Raw genomic sequence first — 17,849 nt, forward strand, 5'->3', positions numbered from 1 at the left:
AGCTCCTACACCGATCCTGTAGGAGCTGCGGCACGCTGCGATCTTTTGACTTTGCTCTGCACCTTGCCCCAACCCTGTCCAGGTGCTAAACCTTGTACACGTTCGTCAATGACAAGGAAGCCAGTCAATGTCAGTCGTTACAGAAGTCTCTCCGGATGGTCAAAAACTGACGATTTCGGTCAGGGGCCGGTTCGATTTTGGGCGCCATCAGGAATTTCGCGAGTCCTATGAGCGGCTTAACAGAAAACCCGACTCCATCGTGGTTGATCTGAAAGATGCCACCTACCTCGACAGCTCAGCGCTGGGCATGCTGCTCCTGCTGCGCGATCATGCCGGCGGCGACGACTCGGACGTGCGGGTGATCAACAGCAACTCCGACGTGCGCAAGATTCTCGCCATCTCCAATTTCGACAAACTCTTCGACATCAGTTGACGGCCATGCAGGCGCAAGAGCCGCTGACGATCCTGATCGCCGAAGACAGCGCCGCCGACCGGCTGCTGTTGTCGACCATCGTCCGCCGTCAGGGCCATGAAGTGCTGACCGCCGCCAATGGCGCCGAAGCGCTGGAGGTGTTTCGGCGTCAGCCACCGCATCTGGTGCTGATGGACGCGATGATGCCGGTGATGGACGGCTTCGAAGCGGCGCGGCAGATCAAGGCGCTGGCGGGGGAAACCCTGGTGCCGATCATCTTTCTGACTTCGCTGACCGAGAGCGAAGCGCTGGCTCGTTGTCTGGAGGCAGGTGGCGACGACTTTCTGGCGAAGCCCTACAATCAGGTGATTCTCGCCGCCAAAATCAAGGCGATGGATCGCTTGCGCCGTTTGCAGGCCACGGTCCTGCAGCAGCGCGACCTGATCGCCAGACATCACGATTACCTGCTCAACGAACAGCGCGTGGCCAAAGCGGTGTTCGACAAGGTTGCGCATTCCGGTTGCCTGAGTGCGCCGAATATTCGTTATCTGCAATCACCCTATGCGTTGTTCAACGGCGACCTGCTGCTGGCGGCCTACACCCCGGCCGGCGACATGCATGTGCTGCTCGGTGATTTCACCGGTCACGGTCTGCCGGCGGCGGTGGGAGCCATGCCTCTGGCAGAAGTGTTCTATGGCATGACCTCCAAGGGCTATGGCCTGGCTGAAACCCTGCGCGAGATGAACGCCAAGCTCAAGCGCATCCTGCCGGTGGACATGTTCTGCTGCGCGACCATGCTTTGCCTGAGCTTTCAGCGTCGCACTGTGGAAGTGTGGAACGGCGGCATGCCCGACGGCTATCTGCACCGCATCGCCACGGGCGAACGGCTGCCGCTGGCGGCGCGCCACTTGCCGTTGGGTGTGCTCAGTCCGCAGGCGTTTGACGATCGCACCGAAGTGCAGGCCATGGCGGTCGGGGATCGAGTGTTCCTGCTGTCAGATGGCGTGATCGATACCACTGACGCCGAGGACCGGTTGTTTGGTGTCGAGCGTTTGCAGCAACTGTTCGCCGCCAATCGCGAGCCGGACAACCTGTTCGCCGAGATCGAGCAGGCCTTGCACGCATTTCGCGGCGAGCCCCGCGACGATGTGAGCATGGTCGAGATCAGCCTGCTTGAGGCGGCGCACGTCGTGCCGTCGGCGCCGGTGTATTCCGACAGCGGCCAGTCGAGCCCGCTGGACTGGTCGGTGAGCTTCGAGTTTCGCGGGGCTACGCTCAGGCGCTTCAATCCATTGCCGTATCTGCTGCAGTTGTTGCAGGAAGTGCATGGTTTGCGCACCCAGGGCGGGGCGATCTACAGCGTGCTCGCCGAGTTGTACTCCAATGCGCTGGAACATGGCGTGCTGGGGCTCGATTCCAGCCTCAAGCGCGATGCGGCTGGATTCGCCCGCTACTATGAACAGCGCAATGCGCGCCTCGAAACCTTGCAGGACGGTTACGTGCGCGTGCATCTACAGGTCAAGCCGCAAGGTGCCGGTGGCTGCCTGCTCATCCGCGTCGAGGACAGCGGCAAGGGTTTTGACGTGGCGCGGGTGATGGAGCGGCCGCTGGACGGTGTCCGTCTGTCGGGGCGCGGCGTCAGTTTGATCCGGCAATTGGGGCATAACGCCAGTTGGTCGGACGAAGGTCGCAGTGCCTGCGTAGAGTTTTTCTGGGAGGTTAAGGCATAATTCGCCGATTCTTGATCAAGGAGTGAACAAGTGACTGACCAACATGTGGATCGCGAAGTACTCGATGCGTTGCGCGAAGTGATGGAAGACAGCTATCCGGATTTGCTGGATACCTTCCTGACCGATTCTGAAAGTCGCTTGCATCAATTGCAAAAGACCGCCGACGCCAAGGTGTTGGCGGAGGTCGCCCATAGTTTCAAGGGCAGCGCCAGCAACATGGGAGCTGTCCGGTTGGCGACGCTCTGTCAGGAGCTGGAGGCGGATGCCAAAGGCAAAAGCCCTGCGGAAATCGTCAAACTGGTGGCCGACATCAGTGGCGAATTCGCGGAAGTCCGTCCTGTCTACGAAGACGAACGCCAGCACGCCCTGACCCATTGAATCCTGCCATCCGGCGCTTTTCGCAAACGCCGGACAAAACTGGCCCGACACTTGCAATAATCCCCGTCAACTGTACCTACGATCCCAGTGCAGCGGAGACCGTGTCATGCCTGCGACCCCCAATGTTCTTCTTCAATCTGGCGCCCAGGCCAAGGCGCAAGCTGCTGCCGCGAAAACGCCGGTCATGGCCGCAGACACCGGGGACAAGGCCTCAAGCTTCGCTCAGGTGTTCGCCGATCAAGGACCGAAGAAGCCCCTTGCGAGCGCTGACAATTCGTTGAAACCGGCGCGCGACAAGGTGGCCGACAACAGCGACAAGAAAGATCTCGCCAAGGATAAGTCTGCCGCCACGCAACCGACCGTTGCCGATAGCGGCAATGCCTTGCCTGCCGACAAGACCGCTTCGACGACCTCCGATGATCAGGCTGCCGCCGACAAGGCCGCTGCCGATGCTGCCGCAGACAGCCTGCAGACCCCAGTGGCGGACACCCCCCCGGTGGATCCGGCACTGGATCCGGCACTGGCGCAAACCGTGCAACCGCTGGTGACCGCGCCAGTGGTGGCAGCACCAGTCGCTGCAGCACCGGAGCCTGTCAAGGCCGAAACACCGGTCGTGGCCGCAACCGTCGCGCCAGCCGTGGTCAAAGATCCGGCGGCATCGACCGACAGCGCTTTCGACCCGGCGGCCGATCCACTTGATTCGTTGCCGGCGCTGCGCATGGCGATGGAGCAGGGCGGGCACATTTCTGCCAGCAGCCAGGCCCAACCGAAAGCTACACCGGCCCAGGCTCAGGCCGACGGTGAATTGACTGCCGCGCAGAACTTCGCCGCCGGCATGGCCAGCATGCTCGACGTGCAGGCCGACAAGGACAGCACCAGTCAGAATGGCGAAAAAGCCTTCAGCGGCCTGATTGACGATGGCCTGAAAGATTTGAAAGCTGCTACCAGCGACACGCGCGTCGATGATTTCGCCAACCGTCTGGCGGCACTGACTCAGGCGGCCACTCCGAAAACTGCGAACGCGGTGCCGGTGAATCAACCGATCGCCATGCACCAGAGCGGCTGGACCGAGGAAATCGTCAACCGCGTCATGTACCTGTCCAGCGCCAACCTGAAGGCGGCGGATATTCAATTGCAGCCGGCGGAACTGGGGCGTCTGGATATCCGGGTAAACATGGTGCCGGACCAGCAGACCCAGGTGACCTTCATGAGCGCGCACCCAAGCGTGCGCGAAGCGCTGGACGGCCAGATGCATCGCTTGCGTGACATGTTCACCCAGCAGGGCATGGGCCAGGTCGATGTCAATGTCTCCGACCAGAGCCGTGGCTGGCAGGGACAGCAAGGTCAGGAACAGGCGCAGCAGGGCCAGAGTGGTCGCACCAGCGCCGCGGGTGGACGCCTTGATTCGGCGGAAGAAGAATTGGCGCCAGCGGCAGTGGCTGAAGCCGCTGCGCAAACCACCAGCGTGATTGGCAGCAGCGCGGTCGACTATTACGCCTGACGATTGCGGCAACACTAAAAGATCGCAGCCTTCGGCAGCTCCTACAGGGTGTACACCTCCCAATGTAGGAGCTGCCGAAGGCTGCGATCTTTTGCTTTTGGCTCTTGGCTATTTCTTGCAGGCCCCTTCCTCCGACACTTCTGGCATAACACTTGCTCTTGCCTTGCCGTGCGACTGTGAAAACCCGATTAGTGACGGATTATTGGCATGGCGAAGAGCGAAGCAGCAGCTGTAAAAGACCCCGCGACCAAAGGCAAACTCAAGATGATCATCCTGATCGTGGTGGCTCTGCTGCTGGCGATCGGTGTGTCCGTGGGCGCGACCTGGTACTTCATGCACAGCGCTCAGAGCAAGCCTGCCGCAGCGGCCGAGGCTGCGCCGGTCGGCAAGCAACCGGCGATCTTCGAGCCGATGGCGCCGGCGTTTGTCGCCAACTACAACCAGAACGGCCGTCAGCGCTACATGCAGGTGAGCATCACCATGCTGGCGCGTAACCAGGCCGATCTGGAGGCGCTCAAAGTGCACATGCCGGTGATCCGCAACAACCTGGTGATGCTCTTCTCCGGTCAGGATTTCGCCACCTTGGCGACTCCGGTCGGCCAGGAGATGTTGCGCCAGAAGGCCACCGCCAGCGTCCAGGAAGTGGCGCAGAAAGAGCTGGGCAAAGTGGTGATCGAACAGTTGCTTTTCACTAATTTCGTACTGCAGTAGGAACACGACATGGCCGTGCAGGATCTGCTGTCCCAGGATGAAATCGACGCGCTGTTGCATGGCGTCGACGATGGTCTGGTACAGACCGATAACGCTGCCGAACCCGGCAGTGTCAAAAGCTACGACCTGACCAGCCAGGATCGCATCGTCCGTGGACGCATGCCGACTCTGGAAATGATCAACGAGCGTTTTGCCCGTTACACCCGCATCAGCATGTTCAACATGCTGCGCCGCTCGGCGGACGTTGCCGTCGGTGGCGTCCAGGTGATGAAGTTCGGCGAATACGTGCACTCGCTGTACGTGCCGACCAGCCTCAACCTGGTCAAGATCAAACCGCTGCGCGGCACCGCGCTGTTCATCCTTGACGCCAAACTGGTGTTCAAACTGGTGGACAACTTCTTCGGCGGCGACGGCCGTCACGCCAAGATCGAAGGGCGTGAATTCACCCCGACCGAACTGCGTGTGGTGCGCATGGTGCTGGAGCAGGCCTTCGTCGATCTGAAGGAAGCGTGGCAGGCGATCATGGAAGTCAATTTCGAGTACATCAACTCGGAAGTGAACCCGGCCATGGCCAACATCGTCGGCCCGAGCGAAGCGATCGTGGTCTCCACCTTCCACATCGAACTCGATGGCGGTGGTGGTGACCTGCACGTGACCATGCCGTACTCGATGATCGAGCCGGTACGCGAAATGCTCGACGCCGGTTTCCAGTCGGACCTCGACGATCAGGACGAGCGCTGGGTCAATGCCCTGCGTCAGGACGTGCTCGATGTCGACGTGCCGATCGGCGCCACCGTAGCTCGCCGCCAGTTGAAGCTGCGCGACATCCTGCACATGCAGCCGGGGGATGTGATCCCGGTGGAGATGCCGGAAGACATGATCATGCGCGCCAACGGCGTACCGGCCTTCAAGGTCAAGATGGGCTCGCACAAAGGCAACCTCGCGTTGCAGGTGATCGAGCCGATCGAGCGTCGCTGAAGCGCCGCTCTCACCCCCACGCATTTAACTGAATTGTTGCCCGCCGAGGACACATGATGAACGACGAAATGAACGCCCAGGACGATCAGGCACTGGCCGACGAATGGGCTGCGGCCCTGGAAGAGACCGGTGATGGCAGCCAGGCTGACATCGACGCGCTGCTGGCCGCCGACGCTGGCGCTGCAAGCTCCAACCGTCTGCCGATGGAAGAGTTCGGCAGCGTGCCGAAGAACAACGATCCGGTGACCCTGGACGGTCCGAACCTGGACGTGATTCTCGACATCCCGGTGTCGATCTCGATGGAAGTGGGCAGCACCGACATCAACATTCGCAACCTGCTGCAACTGAACCAGGGTTCGGTGATCGAGCTCGATCGTCTGGCCGGCGAGCCGCTGGACGTGCTGGTCAACGGCACCCTGATCGCGCACGGCGAAGTGGTGGTGGTCAACGAGAAGTTCGGCATCCGCCTGACCGACGTGATCAGCCCAAGCGAACGCATCAAGAAGCTGCGCTGAGTGAAACGGTTTCTCTGGGCTTTTCTGGCACTGCCATTGAGCGTGCTGGCCGCCGAGCCGTCGACGGCGACGACCGTGCCTGCTGCCACCGCGCCGATGGTCAGCAGCGGCGTGGCCGGGCAACTGACGCAACTGGTGTTCGGCCTGTTGCTGGTGCTGGGGTTGATCTTCTTCCTCGCCTGGCTGCTGCGCCGGGTGCAGCAATCGGGGCCAGCAGGCAAGGGCCAGGTGATCGAGCTGATCGGCTCCCGTGCGCTCGGTCCGCGTGACCGCTTGATGCTGGTGCAGGTCGGCAACGAGCAGATTCTGCTCGGCTTGAGCCCTGGCACCATCACCGCGCTGCACGTGCTCAAGGAGCCGGTGCAAGTGCCGAGCAGCAGCGAAAAAGCGACCCCGGAATTTGCCCAGCATCTGCTGAAGATTCTCGGCAAGGATCAGAAGGATAAGAAGTAATGGGTGCGCTACGCATCGTCTTGACGCTGGCCCTGATGCTGGCCGCGCCGCTGGCGTTCGCCGCCGATCCGTTGTCGATTCCGGCGATCACGCTGGGCACCAACGCCGACGGCGCGCAGGAGTATTCGGTCAGCCTGCAGATCCTGCTGATCATGACCGCCCTGAGCTTCATTCCGGCGGCCGTGATTCTGATGACCAGTTTCACCCGAATCATCATCGTCTTCTCGATCCTGCGTCAGGCCCTCGGCCTGCAGCAGACGCCGTCGAACCAGATCCTCACTGGCATGGCCCTGTTCCTCACCATGTTCATCATGGCCCCGGTGTTCGACCGGGTGAACAACGATGCGCTGCAGCCGTACCTGGCGGAAAAACTCACCGCCCAGCAAGCGGTGGAAAAGGCCCAGGTACCGATCAAGGACTTCATGCTCGCCCAGACCCGCACCAGCGATCTGGAGCTGTTCATGCGTCTATCCAAGCGCACCGACATTGCCACCCCGGATCAGGCGCCGCTGACCATTCTGGTGCCGGCGTTTGTCACCTCCGAGCTTAAAACCGCCTTCCAGATCGGCTTCATGATCTTCATCCCGTTCCTGATCATCGACCTGGTCGTGGCCAGTGTGCTGATGGCGATGGGTATGATGATGCTCTCGCCGCTGATCATTTCGCTGCCGTTCAAGATCATGCTGTTCGTACTGGTGGATGGCTGGGCGCTGATCATCGGCACCCTGGCCAGCAGTTTCGGAGGTGTCTCGCCATGACGCCGGAAGTTGCGGTCGATATCTTTCGTGAAGCGCTGTGGCTGACCACTCTGATGGTCGCGATTCTGGTAGTGCCGAGCCTGTTGGTCGGTTTGCTGGTGGCGATGTTCCAGGCGGCGACGCAGATCAACGAACAGACCCTGAGCTTCCTGCCGCGTCTGCTGGTGATGCTGGTGACCCTGATCGTCGCCGGTCCGTGGATCGTGCAGACGTTCATGGAATACATCATTCAGCTGTACAAAAACATTCCGATGGTCATCGGCTAAGCCATGCAATCGCTGCTTCAGTTGACCGACACCCAGATCAGTACCTGGGTGGCATCGTTCATGTTGCCACTGTTTCGCGTTGCCTCGATGCTGATGGTCATGCCGGTGTTCGGCACCACGCTGGTGTCGCGGCGGATACGCCTGTATTTCGCCGTGGCCATCACCGTGTGCATTGCCCCGGGGCTGCCGCCGATGCCGGACGTCAGTCCGCTTGCTCTCAGCGGCTGGTTGCTGATTGCCGAGCAGATTCTGGTCGGTGCGGTGCTGGGGTTTTCCCTGCAACTGTTTTTTCAGGCGTTTGCCGTGGCCGGGCAGATTGTCGCGATCCAGATGGGCATGGGTTTCGCCTCGATGGTCGACCCGGCCAACGGTGTCTCGGTGGCAGTGATCGGCCAGTTCTTCACCATGCTGGTGACCTTGCTGTTCCTGTCGATGAACGGCCATCTGGTGGTCTTCGAAGTACTCACCGAAAGCTTCACCACGCTGCCGGTCGGCGGCGGCTTGATGACCGCGCAATACTGGGAGCTGGCCGGCAAGCTAGGCTGGGTTCTCGGGGCGGCGTTGTTGCTGGTGCTGCCGGCGGTCACTGCGCTGCTGGTGGTCAACATCGCCTTCGGCGTGATGACCCGCGCCGCGCCGCAGCTGAACATTTTCTCCATCGGTTTCCCGCTGACTTTGGTGCTGGGCCTGTTCATCGTCTGGGTCGGTCTGGCGGATATCCTCAATCAGTATCAACCGCTGGCCTCCGAGGCCTTGCAGTTGTTACGCGAACTGGCACGGGCGCGCTGAGCCATGGCAGAGAGCGAAAGCGGTCAGGACAAAACAGAAGACCCCACGGACAAACGGAAAAAGGACTCCCGTGAGAAGGGTGAAATTGCCCGTTCCAAAGAGCTCAACACCCTCGCCGTGATGATGGCCGGTGCCGGTGCGCTGCTGGTGTTCGGCGGCATGCTGGCCGAAGACCTGATGGAGCTGATGCGCCTGAACTTCACCCTCTCGCGCGAGGTGATCATGGATCAGGGGGCCATGGGCAGGTTCCTGCTGCAGTCGGGGCAGATGGCGCTGTTGGCGATCCAGCCGATCATGATCACCCTGTTGCTGGCGGCGTTGATCGGGCCGATCTCCCTCGGTGGCTGGCTGTTTGCCGCCGGTTCCATGGCGCCCAAATTCAGCCGGATGAACCCGGCGGCAGGCCTGAAGCGGATGTTCTCGTTCAAGGCTGTGGTCGAACTGCTCAAGGCGCTGGCCAAATTTCTGATCACCCTGGGGGTGGCGTTGGCAGTGTTGTCGGCGGATGTCGATGATTTCTTGCGGATCGCCCACGAGCCGCTCGAAATGGCGATCATTCACAGCGTCACGCTGGTCGGCTGGAGTACGTTGTGGCTGGCCTGCGGCCTGATCATCATCGCCGCCGTCGACGTGCCGGTGCAGCTCTGGGAAGCGCACAAGAAACTGCTGATGACCAAGCAGGAAGTGCGCGACGAGCACAAGGATCAGGAAGGTCGGCCGGAGGTCAAGCAGCGCATCCGTCAGACCCAGCGCGAGATGTCGCAGCGGCGGATGATGGCGGCGATTCCCGACGCCGACGTGGTCATCACCAACCCGACCCACTACGCCGTCGCGCTCAAGTACGACTCGGAGAAGGGCGGCGCGCCAGTGCTGCTGGCCAAGGGCAGCGACTTCCTCGCGCTGAAGATCCGCGAAATCGCCGTCGCCAACAACGTCATGCTTCTCGAATCGCCGGGGCTGGCGCGCTCGATCTACTACTCCACCGAACTCGAGCAGGAAATCCCCGGCGGCCTGTACCTGGCCGTCGCCCAGGTGTTGGCCTACGTCTACCAGATCCGTCAGTACCGCGCCGGCAAGGGCAAACGCCCGGACCCACTCAAGGACGATTTGCCGATCCCGCCGGATCTGCGTCGCGATTCCTGACGTTTGCCGTGATCAAAAAAACCGCCGCCCCGAACAAACGGAGCGGCGGTTTTTTATGCCAGATCCAAAGATATTTCGGCTCCTGCCGCAATCATTGTGGTGAGGGGATGAATCCCCTCACCACAGGTTCTTGCCTGCCTTCTTAGGCCGACAATTCCAGGTTATCCAGCGCCCGATTCACCGCCAGTTCGCCGAGCATGATCAGTTGTGCGATGCCCAGTAGCGTTCTGCGCTGCGACGCCGGTATCAGGTGGGCGAAGTCATTGGCGATGGTTCTGGCTGACGCGAGTGTTTCGCAGGCATCGGCCAGCAGTTCTTCGTTTTTGAAGTCTGCGGTCACGGCGTACATCGAGCGGGTTTTGCGTTGAATGGGCGTGGCGCCGGGCGAGCAGAGGTAGTGGTCGAGGGCGCGGTCGGCGGCTTTGTGGAGCTTTTTTGAATCGAGGGATTCGTAGGGGGAGGTGGCGTCGGTTTCGGGTGGGTTGGGTGTTGGTTTGATCATGCTGAAGCTCCTGAGTTATGGAGCCACTCTTCCCCTGTCGCTAAACAAGTGAAGGTGGCAGCTGTATGCAGGTTAGCGAACCGGTCTCAGGCACCCCGGTAGACCCGAAGGTCTCCCGCATACAGCCGCCATAACGTAATTGCGGACGAAGAGTCCCACAACGAAGCCATGAACGCTGATGCGCTGAGAAAGTTCGAGTCGCTAAACCCGATCGCTGATTCGTCAGCGACCGATCCACAATAGAACCCGACCCCAAGGCGCACAAGCCGGCGGATTCTGGCGTAGCTGTAGGCAATGGCGCAAGGATATGTAGCCCGCAAGGCGTGTCTGGAGGTGTCTTTTAAACACTGAAGTTTGAAGGGCGGCTGAGCGAGCAACTGTCAGGCTGAAGGTCTGGTTTGTCGCTGAAAGGATCTCAGGGACAATTTGTTGACTGCGCCGGGTTAACGGCACCATCCCAATAATTACCTTTCGTCTGGAAGCAGGTCGTACCTGTCAGGTTTTACAGGTGTGGATTAAGTGCATTTGCGGTTTGCTTGCTGGGTGGCGCCGCACAGTCGGTGCGCGCACTTCTGTGACAACAGGGAGAAGGACAATGAAAGGCAAATTCGACAGCTATGACCAAACTACGGGTAAGATCACCATTGTGGCGGACGAAGAAAGCACGGGTAAGGCCACCAATAAGGCGGGCAGTCTAGTCGACTCTATTCTCAAAAATTCCACTCCTTCCCGGCTGGTTACCAGGTTCGATTTTGATGATGAGTACGCCGAACTACGTAGTCCGGTCTATGAAACTAAAAATGAGAAAAAGAAATACGAGCTCATCGTTCCTGAGGCGCATAGGGGCATTATTAACATCGCACCGGGTGCGAGCGTTGAGTTTGAACTTGTGAGCGAGGGGTCAATGGAAGTGAAAGGTATCAGTTACTAAGTAGTCTGGTGTTTTAAAAAACTTTCCGATTTCATCGGATCTGCGCCGCGATTCCTGAACCTACCGATAAAAAACGCCGCCCCGATTGCGCGGGGCGGCGTTTTTTATGCCTGATCACGGATCCCCCCCCTGTAGGAGCTGCCGAAGGCTGCGATCTTTTGATCTTGCTTTGAACAACAAAAATCAAAAGATCGCAGCCTCCGGCAGCTCCTACATGGGGAGGGCAGAGAACCGTGTTACTGCGGCAATTGCAGATTATCCAGCGCCCTGCGCTGTGACGCCGGTATGAGATGGGCGAAGTCATGGGCGATGGTTCTGGCCGACGCGAGTGTTTCGCAGGCATCGGCCAGCAGTTCCTCGTTTTTGAAGTCTGCGGTCGCGGCGTACATTGAGCGGGTTTTACGTTGAATGGGCGTGGCGCCGGGCGAGCAGAGGTAGTGGTCGAGGGCGCGGTCGGCGGCTTCGTGGAGCTTTTTTGAATCGAGGGATTCGTAGGGCGAGGTGGCGTCGGTTTCGGGTGGGTTGGGTGTTGGTTTGATCATGGTGAGGCTCCTAGAGTCGACGGAGCTGCCACATTTCGCTGCGATACGAAAGGGAGGTGGCAGCTATACGCGGGTCGCAGACCGGGACTCTAGAACCGGCAGACCCAAAGGTCTCCCACGTACAGCCGCCATAAAACGAGGACGGAAGTTGTGCGTCTAGAAATCAGCGGGCTGCGAGACCCGATCGCTGATTTGTCAGCGACCGACCCACAATAGAACCCGCGCCCCAAGGCGCACAAGCCGGCGGATTCTGGCTTGGCTGTAGGCAATGGCGCAAGGATATGTAGCCCGCAAGACGTGTCTTGAGGTGTCTTTTAAACACTTGGGTTTAAAGACGCCGCGATTCCTTGATTACGCAAAATCAAAAGATCGCAGCCTTCGGCAGCTCCTACAGGGATCGGTGTAGGAGCTGCCGAAGGCTGCGGTCTTTTTGGTCTGCGCAAAAGTTGGAAGGCTTCTTGCAGTAGCCGCCGTGCGCCTGCTTTGGGCGTCAAAAGTTTGCTTTAAAGGAACGGGGAAAACCGGTGGATCGCTCTCAGTTATTCAACACTGCTCGCTCGAATGTTGCCGACCTCAGTCGAGGCAATCTGGGCGTGCCGTTGTTGCTGCTGGTCATGCTGGCGATGATGATGTTGCCGGTGCCGCCGTTCCTGCTGGACGTGTTCTTCACCTTCAACATCGCCCTGTCGATCGTCGTCCTGCTGGTCTGCGTGTATGCGCTGCGGCCGCTGGATTTCGCGGTATTCCCGACCATTCTGCTGGTGGCGACGCTGCTGCGGCTGGCGTTGAACGTGGCCTCGACGCGGGTGGTCATGCTCCACGGTCAGGACGGCCACGCCGCTGCCGGTAAGGTAATTCAGGCCTTCGGTGAGGTGGTGATCGGCGGTAACTACGTGGTCGGTATCGTGGTGTTCGCGATCCTGATGATCATCAACTTCGTCGTGGTGACCAAGGGTGCCGGGCGGATTTCCGAGGTGAGCGCGCGTTTCACCCTCGATGCGATGCCCGGCAAACAAATGGCGATCGACGCCGACCTCAACGCCGGTCTGATCGACCAGAACCAGGCCAAGGCGCGCCGTTCCGAAGTCGCTCAGGAAGCCGAGTTCTACGGTTCGATGGACGGTGCCAGCAAGTTCGTCCGTGGTGACGCCATCGCCGGCCTGCTGATTCTGTTCATCAACCTCATCGGCGGTATGGCTGTCGGTATCTTCCAGCACAACATGACCTTCGCCGACGCGGGCAAGGTTTACGCCTTGCTGACCATCGGTGACGGTTTGGTGGCGCAATTGCCATCACTGTTGTTATCGACAGCGGCGGCGATCATGGTGACCCGTGCTTCCGGTTCGGAAGACATGGGCAAGCAGATCAACCGGCAGATGTTCGCCTCGCCCAAAGCCTTGGCGGTGGCGGCCGGCCTGATGGCAGTCATGGGGCTCGTCCCGGGCATGCCGCACTTCTCGTTCCTGAGCATGGCCGCGCTGGCTGCCGGTGGCGCGTATCTGTTCTGGAAAAAGCAGAACGTTGCCAAGGTGCAGGCGCTGCAAGAGGTTCAGCGTCAGCAGGAACTGCTGCCGTCGCCGGCCCGCGCCATGGAAACTAAGGAGCTGGGCTGGGATGACGTGACGCCGATCGACATGATCGGCCTTGAGGTCGGTTACCGCCTGATCCCGCTGGTGGATCGCAATCAGGGCGGGCAGTTGCTGGCGCGGATCAAGGGCGTGCGCAAGAAGCTCTCGCAGGATCTGGGCTTCCTGATGCCGACCGTGCACATTCGCGACAACCTCGATCTGGCGCCGAGCGCCTATCGCCTGACCCTGATGGGCGTGATCCTCGCCGAAGCCGAGATCTACCCGGATCGCGAACTGGCGATCAACCCGGGGCAGGTCTACGGCACGCTCAACGGCATTACCGCCAAAGATCCGGCTTTCGGCCTGGAGGCGGTGTGGATCGAAGTCAGCCAGCGTGCGCAGGCGCAATCGCTCGGTTACACCGTGGTCGACGCCAGTACCGTGGTCGCGACGCACTTGAACCAGATTCTGTACAAGCACTCCAGCGAGCTGATCGGCCACGAAGAAGTGCAGCAACTCATGCAATTGCTGGCCAAAAGCTCGCCGAAACTGGCTGAAGAGCTGGTGCCGGGGGTGGTGTCGCTGTCGCAGTTGCTCAAAGTGCTGCAGGCGTTGCTGGCCGAACACGTGCCGGTGCGCGATATCCGCAGCATTGCCGAGGCTATCGCCAACAACGCCGCCAAGAGTCAAGATACCGCCGCCTTGGTGGCCGCAGTACGCGTCGGCGTATCCCGCGCCATCGTCCAAAGCATTGTAGGCACTGACTCCGAGCTGCCTGTGATCACCCTGGAACCAAGGTTGGAACAAATATTGCTCAATAGTCTGCAGAAGGCAGGACAAGGCTCTGAAGAGGGCGTTCTGCTGGAGCCAAGCATGGCCGAGAAGCTGCAGCGTTCGCTTATCGAAGCGGCGCAGCGCCAGGAAATGCAAGGTCAACCGGTGATCCTGTTGGTAGCAGGCCCGATCCGCGCGATGCTCTCGCGTTTCGGCCGCCTCGCAGTCCCAGGGCTGCACGTGCTGGCCTACCAGGAAATTCCGGACAACAAGCAAGTGACCATCGTTGCGACAGTAGGGCCCAACGGCTGAGGTAGTGGTTTATGCAAGTTAAGCGTTTTTTCGCCGCCGATATGCGTCAGGCCATGAAGCTGGTTCGTGATGAGCTGGGCGCTGATGCCGCCATCATTGGCAACCGCCGCATTGCCGGCGGCGTCGAGCTGACGGCGGCGCTGGATTACAAATTGTCGGCGCTGGCGCCACGGGTTCCGAACATGGAACTCGAGGACGAGCTGCGCAAGACCCAGTCGCGCATCGTGACCGCCCAGGCCGAACTGAGCCTGCGTGGCGAAGCCGACGGCAACACCAATCGCCAGTTGTTCGCCGGGCTTCCGTTGACGGCCGGCCTGCCGCTGACCGCTGCCGAACCGTTGAGCGAACCGACTTACGCCGCCCCGGCGCGTCCCGCGCCAGCGCCTGCACAGTCGTCCGCCGGCATCGATCCGCGTGCGCTGGATTCGATGCGTTTCGAATTGAACAGTCTGCGCGAACTGATGGAAGTGCAGCTCGGCACGCTGGCCTGGAATCAGCTGCAAGGCAGCCGTCCGGCACAAGCCAATCTGTATCGCCGTCTGCAACGAATCGGTCTGTCCGGGCCGTTGTCGCGCGATCTGCTGGCGATGATCACCGACATCGAGGAGCCGCGTCAGGCCTGGCGCATGCTGCTCGCGCACCTGGCGCGGATGATTGCTGTACCGGAAGTCGAGCCGCTGGAAGAGGGCGGGGTGATTGCCATGGTCGGTCCGGCCGGCATGGGCAAGACCACCACCCTGGCCAAACTCGCGGCGCGCTACGTGCTCAAGTACGGCGCGCAGAATGTCGCGCTGGTCAGCATGGACAGTTTCCGTATCGGTGCTCAGGAACAACTCAAGACGCTGGGGCGGATTCTCAATGTGCCGGTGACCCACGTCGATCCGGGCCAGTCGCTGGTGCAGGCGCTCGACCCGCTGCTGCGCAAGCGCGTGGTGCTGATCGATACCGCCGGCCTGCAAGCCAGCGATCCGGCCCTGCGCATGCAGCTGGAAAGTCTGGCCGGGCGTGGCATCCGTTCAAAAAATTATCTGGTGCTGGCAACCACCAGCCAGAAACAGGTTCTAACCGCCGCGTACCACAGTTACAAGCGTTGCGGGCTTGCCGGCTGCATCCTGACTAAACTGGATGAGACGGCCAGCCTTGGCGAAGTGTTGAGCCTGGCGATCAGTCATGAACTGCCGGTCGCGTACCTGACCGACGGCCCACGGATTCCGGATGATCTGCATCTGCCGCGCCGTCATCAACTGGTCAGCCGCGCCGTCAGCGTGCAAATGCAGGAAGAACCCAGCGAAGAAGCCATGGCTGACATGTTCGCTGATATCTACCACAGCCCGACCAAGCAGGTTGGCTGAGGTAATGAACAGTTTTTGTACCTACATCGATGGTCTGCCATGCATTGTTCCGGTTGTGAACGCGCAGCCAGTAATGTGGCCTCCGTCTATGCAAGACAAGGTAAAGAAATAACATGGGCAGCATGCATCCCGTACAGGTGATCGCGGTGACCGGCGGCAAAGGTGGCGTCGGCAAGACTAACGTGTCAGTGAACTTGTCTCTGGCGCTGGCAGAGCTTGGCCGTCGGGTCATGCTGCTGGACGCTGACCTGGGGCTGGCGAACGTTGACGTTCTGCTGGGACTGACCCCCAAACGTACTCTGGCCGATGTGATCGAAGGCCGCTGTGAGCTGCGCGACGTGTTGTTGCAGGGGCCTGGCGGGATCCGCATCGTGCCGGCCGCTTCCGGCACCCAAAGCATGGTGCACCTGAGCCCGGCGCAACATGCCGGTCTGATTCAGGCCTTCAGCGACATCGGCGACAATCTCGATGTGCTGGTGATCGACACCGCTGCGGGTATTGGTGACTCGGTAGTCAGTTTTGTCCGCGCCGCGCAGGAAGTGTTGCTGGTGGTCTGCGACGAGCCGACCTCGATCACCGACGCCTACGCGCTGATCAAACTGCTCAACCGCGATTACGGCATGAACCGCTTCCGCGTGCTGGCCAACATGGCGCAGAGCCCGCAGGAAGGGCGCAACCTGTTCGCCAAGTTGACCAAGGTCACGGATCGCTTCCTCGACGTCGCCTTACAATATGTCGGCGCGGTGCCGTACGACGAAAGCGTGCGCAAGGCAGTGCAGAAGCAGCGAGCAGTCTATGAAGCCTTTCCGCGTTCCAAGTGCGCGCTGGCGTTCAAGGCGATCGCGCAGAAGGTCGATACCTGGCCGCTGCCTGCCAACCCGCGCGGCCACCTTGAGTTTTTCGTCGAGCGCCTCGTGCAGCAAACAGCAGGGCCTGTGTTATGACCGCGAGCGGTATGAACTACTACAAGAAGTCGGCACGTGACGCGCAGTACGAGTTGATCGAGCGTTACGCGCCACTGGTCAAGCGCATTGCCTATCACTTGCTGGCACGCTTGCCGGCGAGTGTGCAGGTTGAGGACCTGATTCAGGCCGGGATGATCGGCCTGCTCGAAGTCTCGACCAAATACGACGCCAGCAAAGGCGCCAGTTTCGAAACGTACGCGGGCATTCGAATCCGCGGCGCGATGCTCGATGAAGTGCGCAAAGGGGATTGGGCGCCACGCTCGGTTCACCGCAATACCCGTATGGTCAGCGACGCAATTCGCGCAATTGAAGCTAAAACCGGCCGTGACGCTAAAGATCACGAGGTTGCGGCCGAACTCCAATTGAGTCTCGACGATTACTACGGGATTTTGAATGACACCCTGGGCAGTCGCTTGTTCAGTTTCGACGACCTGTTGCAGGACGGCGAACACGAAGGGCTGCACGAGGATGGCGCCAGTGCTCATCTTGAGCCGTCACGCGATCTGGAAGATGAACGCTTCCAGGCGGCGCTGGCGGACGCGATTGCCAATTTGCCGGAGCGTGAGCGACTGGTGTTGGCGCTGTACTACGACGAAGAGCTGAACCTCAAGGAGATCGGTGAAGTCCTTGGCGTCAGTGAATCGCGGGTCAGCCAGTTACACAGCCAGTGCGCGGCCCGTTTGCGGGGGCGTTTGGGGGAGTGGCGAGCGCGCTGAAGGCAGTGTGGGGACACTGCGAACGAGGCTGGTGCGGTGAGAACGGCACCGGTCTTGCTCTGTTGTGCTCCAGACAGTCTTCGAGTGCTGCGCCGATTGATTGAAGTGGCGCGTCCAGGTGCTGGGCGCGTTTAAGACTGCTTGGAGGTCGAATTGAACAAAGACATGAAAATCCTCATCGTTGATGACTTCTCAACGATGCGGCGGATCATCAAGAACCTGCTGCGCGATCTCGGGTTCACCAACACCGTCGAGGCCGACGATGGCACTACTGCCATTCCGGTACTCAACAGCGGCAGCATCGACTTTCTGGTAACGGACTGGAACATGCCGGGCATGACCGGTATCGACTTGCTGCGCCACGTGCGTGCCGATGAAAAACTCAAGCATCTGCCGGTGCTGATGGTGACCGCTGAAGCCAAGCGCGAGCAAATCATCGAGGCCGCTCAGGCCGGTGTGAACGGCTACGTGGTCAAACCTTTCACGGCTCAGGCGTTGAAAGACAAAATCGAGAAGATTTTCGAACGCATCGGCTGATGACGCGCGGGGGAGC

20 protein-coding genes are annotated in these 17,849 nt (G+C 60.4%); 18 read left to right on the plus strand and 2 right to left on the minus strand.

The features are described from left to right. Positions 1–127 precede the first annotated feature (127 nt). The 12 genes from JN524_RS25875 (at position 128) to flhB (ending at position 9,634) form a co-directional block, all read left to right on the plus strand. Positions 128–433 (plus strand): STAS domain-containing protein, encoded by a 306-nt coding sequence (locus JN524_RS25875; RefSeq protein ID WP_007966243.1) that lies wholly within the window; start codon positions 128–130, stop codon positions 431–433. A 5-nt stretch (positions 434–438) separates the two neighbouring features. After that, complete coding sequence (locus JN524_RS25880; protein WP_202371168.1) at positions 439–2,142, plus strand: ATP-binding SpoIIE family protein phosphatase; 1,704 nt, start codon at positions 439–441, stop codon at positions 2,140–2,142. 30 nt (positions 2,143–2,172) lie between these two features. Further along, on the plus strand, positions 2,173–2,520 hold the full coding sequence (locus JN524_RS25885; protein ID WP_202371169.1) for an Hpt domain-containing protein: 348 nt from the start codon (positions 2,173–2,175) through the stop codon (positions 2,518–2,520). A gap of 106 nt (positions 2,521–2,626) precedes the next feature. Next, entirely contained in the window at positions 2,627–4,021 is a 1,395-nt protein-coding gene (locus JN524_RS25890) for a flagellar hook-length control protein FliK (protein ID WP_202371170.1), read from the plus strand. A 207-nt stretch (positions 4,022–4,228) separates the two neighbouring features. Further along, positions 4,229–4,732: a flagellar basal body-associated protein FliL gene (gene fliL / locus JN524_RS25895; RefSeq protein ID WP_047599975.1), complete on the plus strand. Its 504-nt coding sequence runs from the start codon at positions 4,229–4,231 to the stop codon at positions 4,730–4,732. 9 nt (positions 4,733–4,741) lie between these two features. Continuing rightward, positions 4,742–5,710, plus strand: coding sequence for a flagellar motor switch protein FliM (gene fliM, locus JN524_RS25900; RefSeq protein WP_003222890.1), 969 nt, complete (start codon positions 4,742–4,744; stop codon positions 5,708–5,710). Between the two features lie 56 nt (positions 5,711–5,766). Continuing rightward, positions 5,767–6,225, plus strand: a complete 459-nt coding sequence (fliN, locus tag JN524_RS25905; RefSeq protein ID WP_003222891.1) for a flagellar motor switch protein FliN — start codon at positions 5,767–5,769, stop codon at positions 6,223–6,225. Then, a complete protein-coding gene (gene fliO, locus JN524_RS25910) occupies positions 6,226–6,678 on the plus strand; it encodes a flagellar biosynthetic protein FliO (protein WP_202371171.1) in 453 nt (150 codons plus the stop codon). It abuts the gene before it with no gap. After that, entirely contained in the window at positions 6,678–7,436 is a 759-nt protein-coding gene (gene fliP / locus JN524_RS25915) for a flagellar type III secretion system pore protein FliP (protein ID WP_003222895.1), read from the plus strand. Before fliO ends, fliP begins: the two co-directional genes overlap by 1 nt. Next, entirely contained in the window at positions 7,433–7,702 is a 270-nt protein-coding gene (gene fliQ, locus JN524_RS25920; RefSeq protein WP_007920026.1) for a flagellar biosynthesis protein FliQ, read from the plus strand. The genes fliP and fliQ overlap by 4 nt, the downstream gene beginning before the upstream one ends. A gap of 3 nt (positions 7,703–7,705) precedes the next feature. Beyond that, positions 7,706–8,491 carry a flagellar biosynthetic protein FliR gene (gene fliR, locus JN524_RS25925; RefSeq protein ID WP_027613914.1) on the plus strand — a complete coding sequence of 262 codons (786 nt, stop codon included), beginning with the start codon at positions 7,706–7,708 and terminating at the stop codon, positions 8,489–8,491. A 3-nt stretch (positions 8,492–8,494) separates the two neighbouring features. After that, positions 8,495–9,634: a flagellar biosynthesis protein FlhB gene (gene flhB / locus JN524_RS25930; protein WP_097090136.1), complete on the plus strand. Its 1,140-nt coding sequence runs from the start codon at positions 8,495–8,497 to the stop codon at positions 9,632–9,634. 142 nt (positions 9,635–9,776) lie between these two features. On the opposite strand, the gene JN524_RS25935 is transcribed toward flhB, so the two are convergent. Beyond that, positions 9,777–10,136, minus strand: coding sequence for a DUF6124 family protein (locus JN524_RS25935; protein ID WP_202371172.1), 360 nt, complete (start codon positions 10,134–10,136; stop codon positions 9,777–9,779). Between the two features lie 595 nt (positions 10,137–10,731). Between JN524_RS25935 and JN524_RS25940 the strand changes: the two genes are divergently transcribed. Next, entirely contained in the window at positions 10,732–11,067 is a 336-nt protein-coding gene (locus JN524_RS25940; RefSeq protein ID WP_202371173.1) for a hypothetical protein, read from the plus strand. 236 nt (positions 11,068–11,303) lie between these two features. Here the strand turns inward: JN524_RS25940 and JN524_RS25945 are convergent, their stop codons facing one another. Next, entirely contained in the window at positions 11,304–11,609 is a 306-nt protein-coding gene (locus JN524_RS25945; RefSeq protein WP_202371174.1) for a DUF6124 family protein, read from the minus strand. 524 nt (positions 11,610–12,133) lie between these two features. Between JN524_RS25945 and flhA the strand changes: the two genes are divergently transcribed. From flhA to JN524_RS25970, 5 genes are all read left to right on the plus strand, one after another. Beyond that, positions 12,134–14,263: a flagellar biosynthesis protein FlhA gene (gene flhA, locus JN524_RS25950; RefSeq protein WP_098967853.1), complete on the plus strand. Its 2,130-nt coding sequence runs from the start codon at positions 12,134–12,136 to the stop codon at positions 14,261–14,263. 11 nt (positions 14,264–14,274) lie between these two features. Further along, positions 14,275–15,615 (plus strand): flagellar biosynthesis protein FlhF, encoded by a 1,341-nt coding sequence (gene flhF / locus JN524_RS25955; RefSeq protein ID WP_003222914.1) that lies wholly within the window; start codon positions 14,275–14,277, stop codon positions 15,613–15,615. A gap of 113 nt (positions 15,616–15,728) precedes the next feature. Next, entirely contained in the window at positions 15,729–16,559 is an 831-nt protein-coding gene (gene fleN / locus JN524_RS25960) for a flagellar synthesis regulator FleN (RefSeq protein WP_003222917.1), read from the plus strand. Next, complete coding sequence (fliA, locus tag JN524_RS25965) at positions 16,556–17,296, plus strand: RNA polymerase sigma factor FliA (RefSeq protein WP_003222919.1); 741 nt, start codon at positions 16,556–16,558, stop codon at positions 17,294–17,296. The genes fleN and fliA overlap by 4 nt, the downstream gene beginning before the upstream one ends. Before the next feature lie 165 nt (positions 17,297–17,461). After that, positions 17,462–17,833 carry a chemotaxis response regulator CheY gene (locus tag JN524_RS25970; RefSeq protein ID WP_024012118.1) on the plus strand — a complete coding sequence of 124 codons (372 nt, stop codon included), beginning with the start codon at positions 17,462–17,464 and terminating at the stop codon, positions 17,831–17,833. The last annotated feature ends 16 nt before the right edge of the window (positions 17,834–17,849 follow it).

This window comes from Pseudomonas sp. MWU318, assembly GCF_016756945.1.
GTDB lineage: Bacteria > Pseudomonadota > Gammaproteobacteria > Pseudomonadales > Pseudomonadaceae > Aquipseudomonas > Aquipseudomonas putida_A.

What these genes read in the sequence shown, in the direction of transcription:
- JN524_RS25940 (WP_202371173.1), top strand. Translation starts at nt 10,732, where the DNA reads ATGAAAGGCAAATTCGACAGCTATGACCAAACTACGGGTAAGATCACC.
- fliQ (WP_007920026.1), top strand. Translation starts at nt 7,433, where the DNA reads ATGACGCCGGAAGTTGCGGTCGATATCTTTCGTGAAGCGCTGTGGCTG.
- flhF (WP_003222914.1), top strand. Translation starts at nt 14,275, where the DNA reads ATGCAAGTTAAGCGTTTTTTCGCCGCCGATATGCGTCAGGCCATGAAG.
- fliL (WP_047599975.1), top strand. Translation starts at nt 4,229, where the DNA reads ATGGCGAAGAGCGAAGCAGCAGCTGTAAAAGACCCCGCGACCAAAGGC.
- JN524_RS25945 (WP_202371174.1), bottom strand. Translation starts at nt 11,609, where the DNA reads ATGATCAAACCAACACCCAACCCACCCGAAACCGACGCCACCTCGCCC.
- fleN (WP_003222917.1), top strand. Translation starts at nt 15,729, where the DNA reads ATGGGCAGCATGCATCCCGTACAGGTGATCGCGGTGACCGGCGGCAAA.
- fliM (WP_003222890.1), top strand. Translation starts at nt 4,742, where the DNA reads ATGGCCGTGCAGGATCTGCTGTCCCAGGATGAAATCGACGCGCTGTTG.
- JN524_RS25880 (WP_202371168.1), top strand. Translation starts at nt 439, where the DNA reads ATGCAGGCGCAAGAGCCGCTGACGATCCTGATCGCCGAAGACAGCGCC.
- fliP (WP_003222895.1), top strand. Translation starts at nt 6,678, where the DNA reads ATGGGTGCGCTACGCATCGTCTTGACGCTGGCCCTGATGCTGGCCGCG.
- flhB (WP_097090136.1), top strand. Translation starts at nt 8,495, where the DNA reads ATGGCAGAGAGCGAAAGCGGTCAGGACAAAACAGAAGACCCCACGGAC.
- JN524_RS25970 (WP_024012118.1), top strand. Translation starts at nt 17,462, where the DNA reads ATGAAAATCCTCATCGTTGATGACTTCTCAACGATGCGGCGGATCATC.
- fliA (WP_003222919.1), top strand. Translation starts at nt 16,556, where the DNA reads ATGACCGCGAGCGGTATGAACTACTACAAGAAGTCGGCACGTGACGCG.
- JN524_RS25935 (WP_202371172.1), bottom strand. Translation starts at nt 10,136, where the DNA reads ATGATCAAACCAACACCCAACCCACCCGAAACCGACGCCACCTCCCCC.
- fliR (WP_027613914.1), top strand. Translation starts at nt 7,706, where the DNA reads ATGCAATCGCTGCTTCAGTTGACCGACACCCAGATCAGTACCTGGGTG.
- fliN (WP_003222891.1), top strand. Translation starts at nt 5,767, where the DNA reads ATGAACGACGAAATGAACGCCCAGGACGATCAGGCACTGGCCGACGAA.
- JN524_RS25875 (WP_007966243.1), top strand. Translation starts at nt 128, where the DNA reads ATGTCAGTCGTTACAGAAGTCTCTCCGGATGGTCAAAAACTGACGATT.
- JN524_RS25890 (WP_202371170.1), top strand. Translation starts at nt 2,627, where the DNA reads ATGCCTGCGACCCCCAATGTTCTTCTTCAATCTGGCGCCCAGGCCAAG.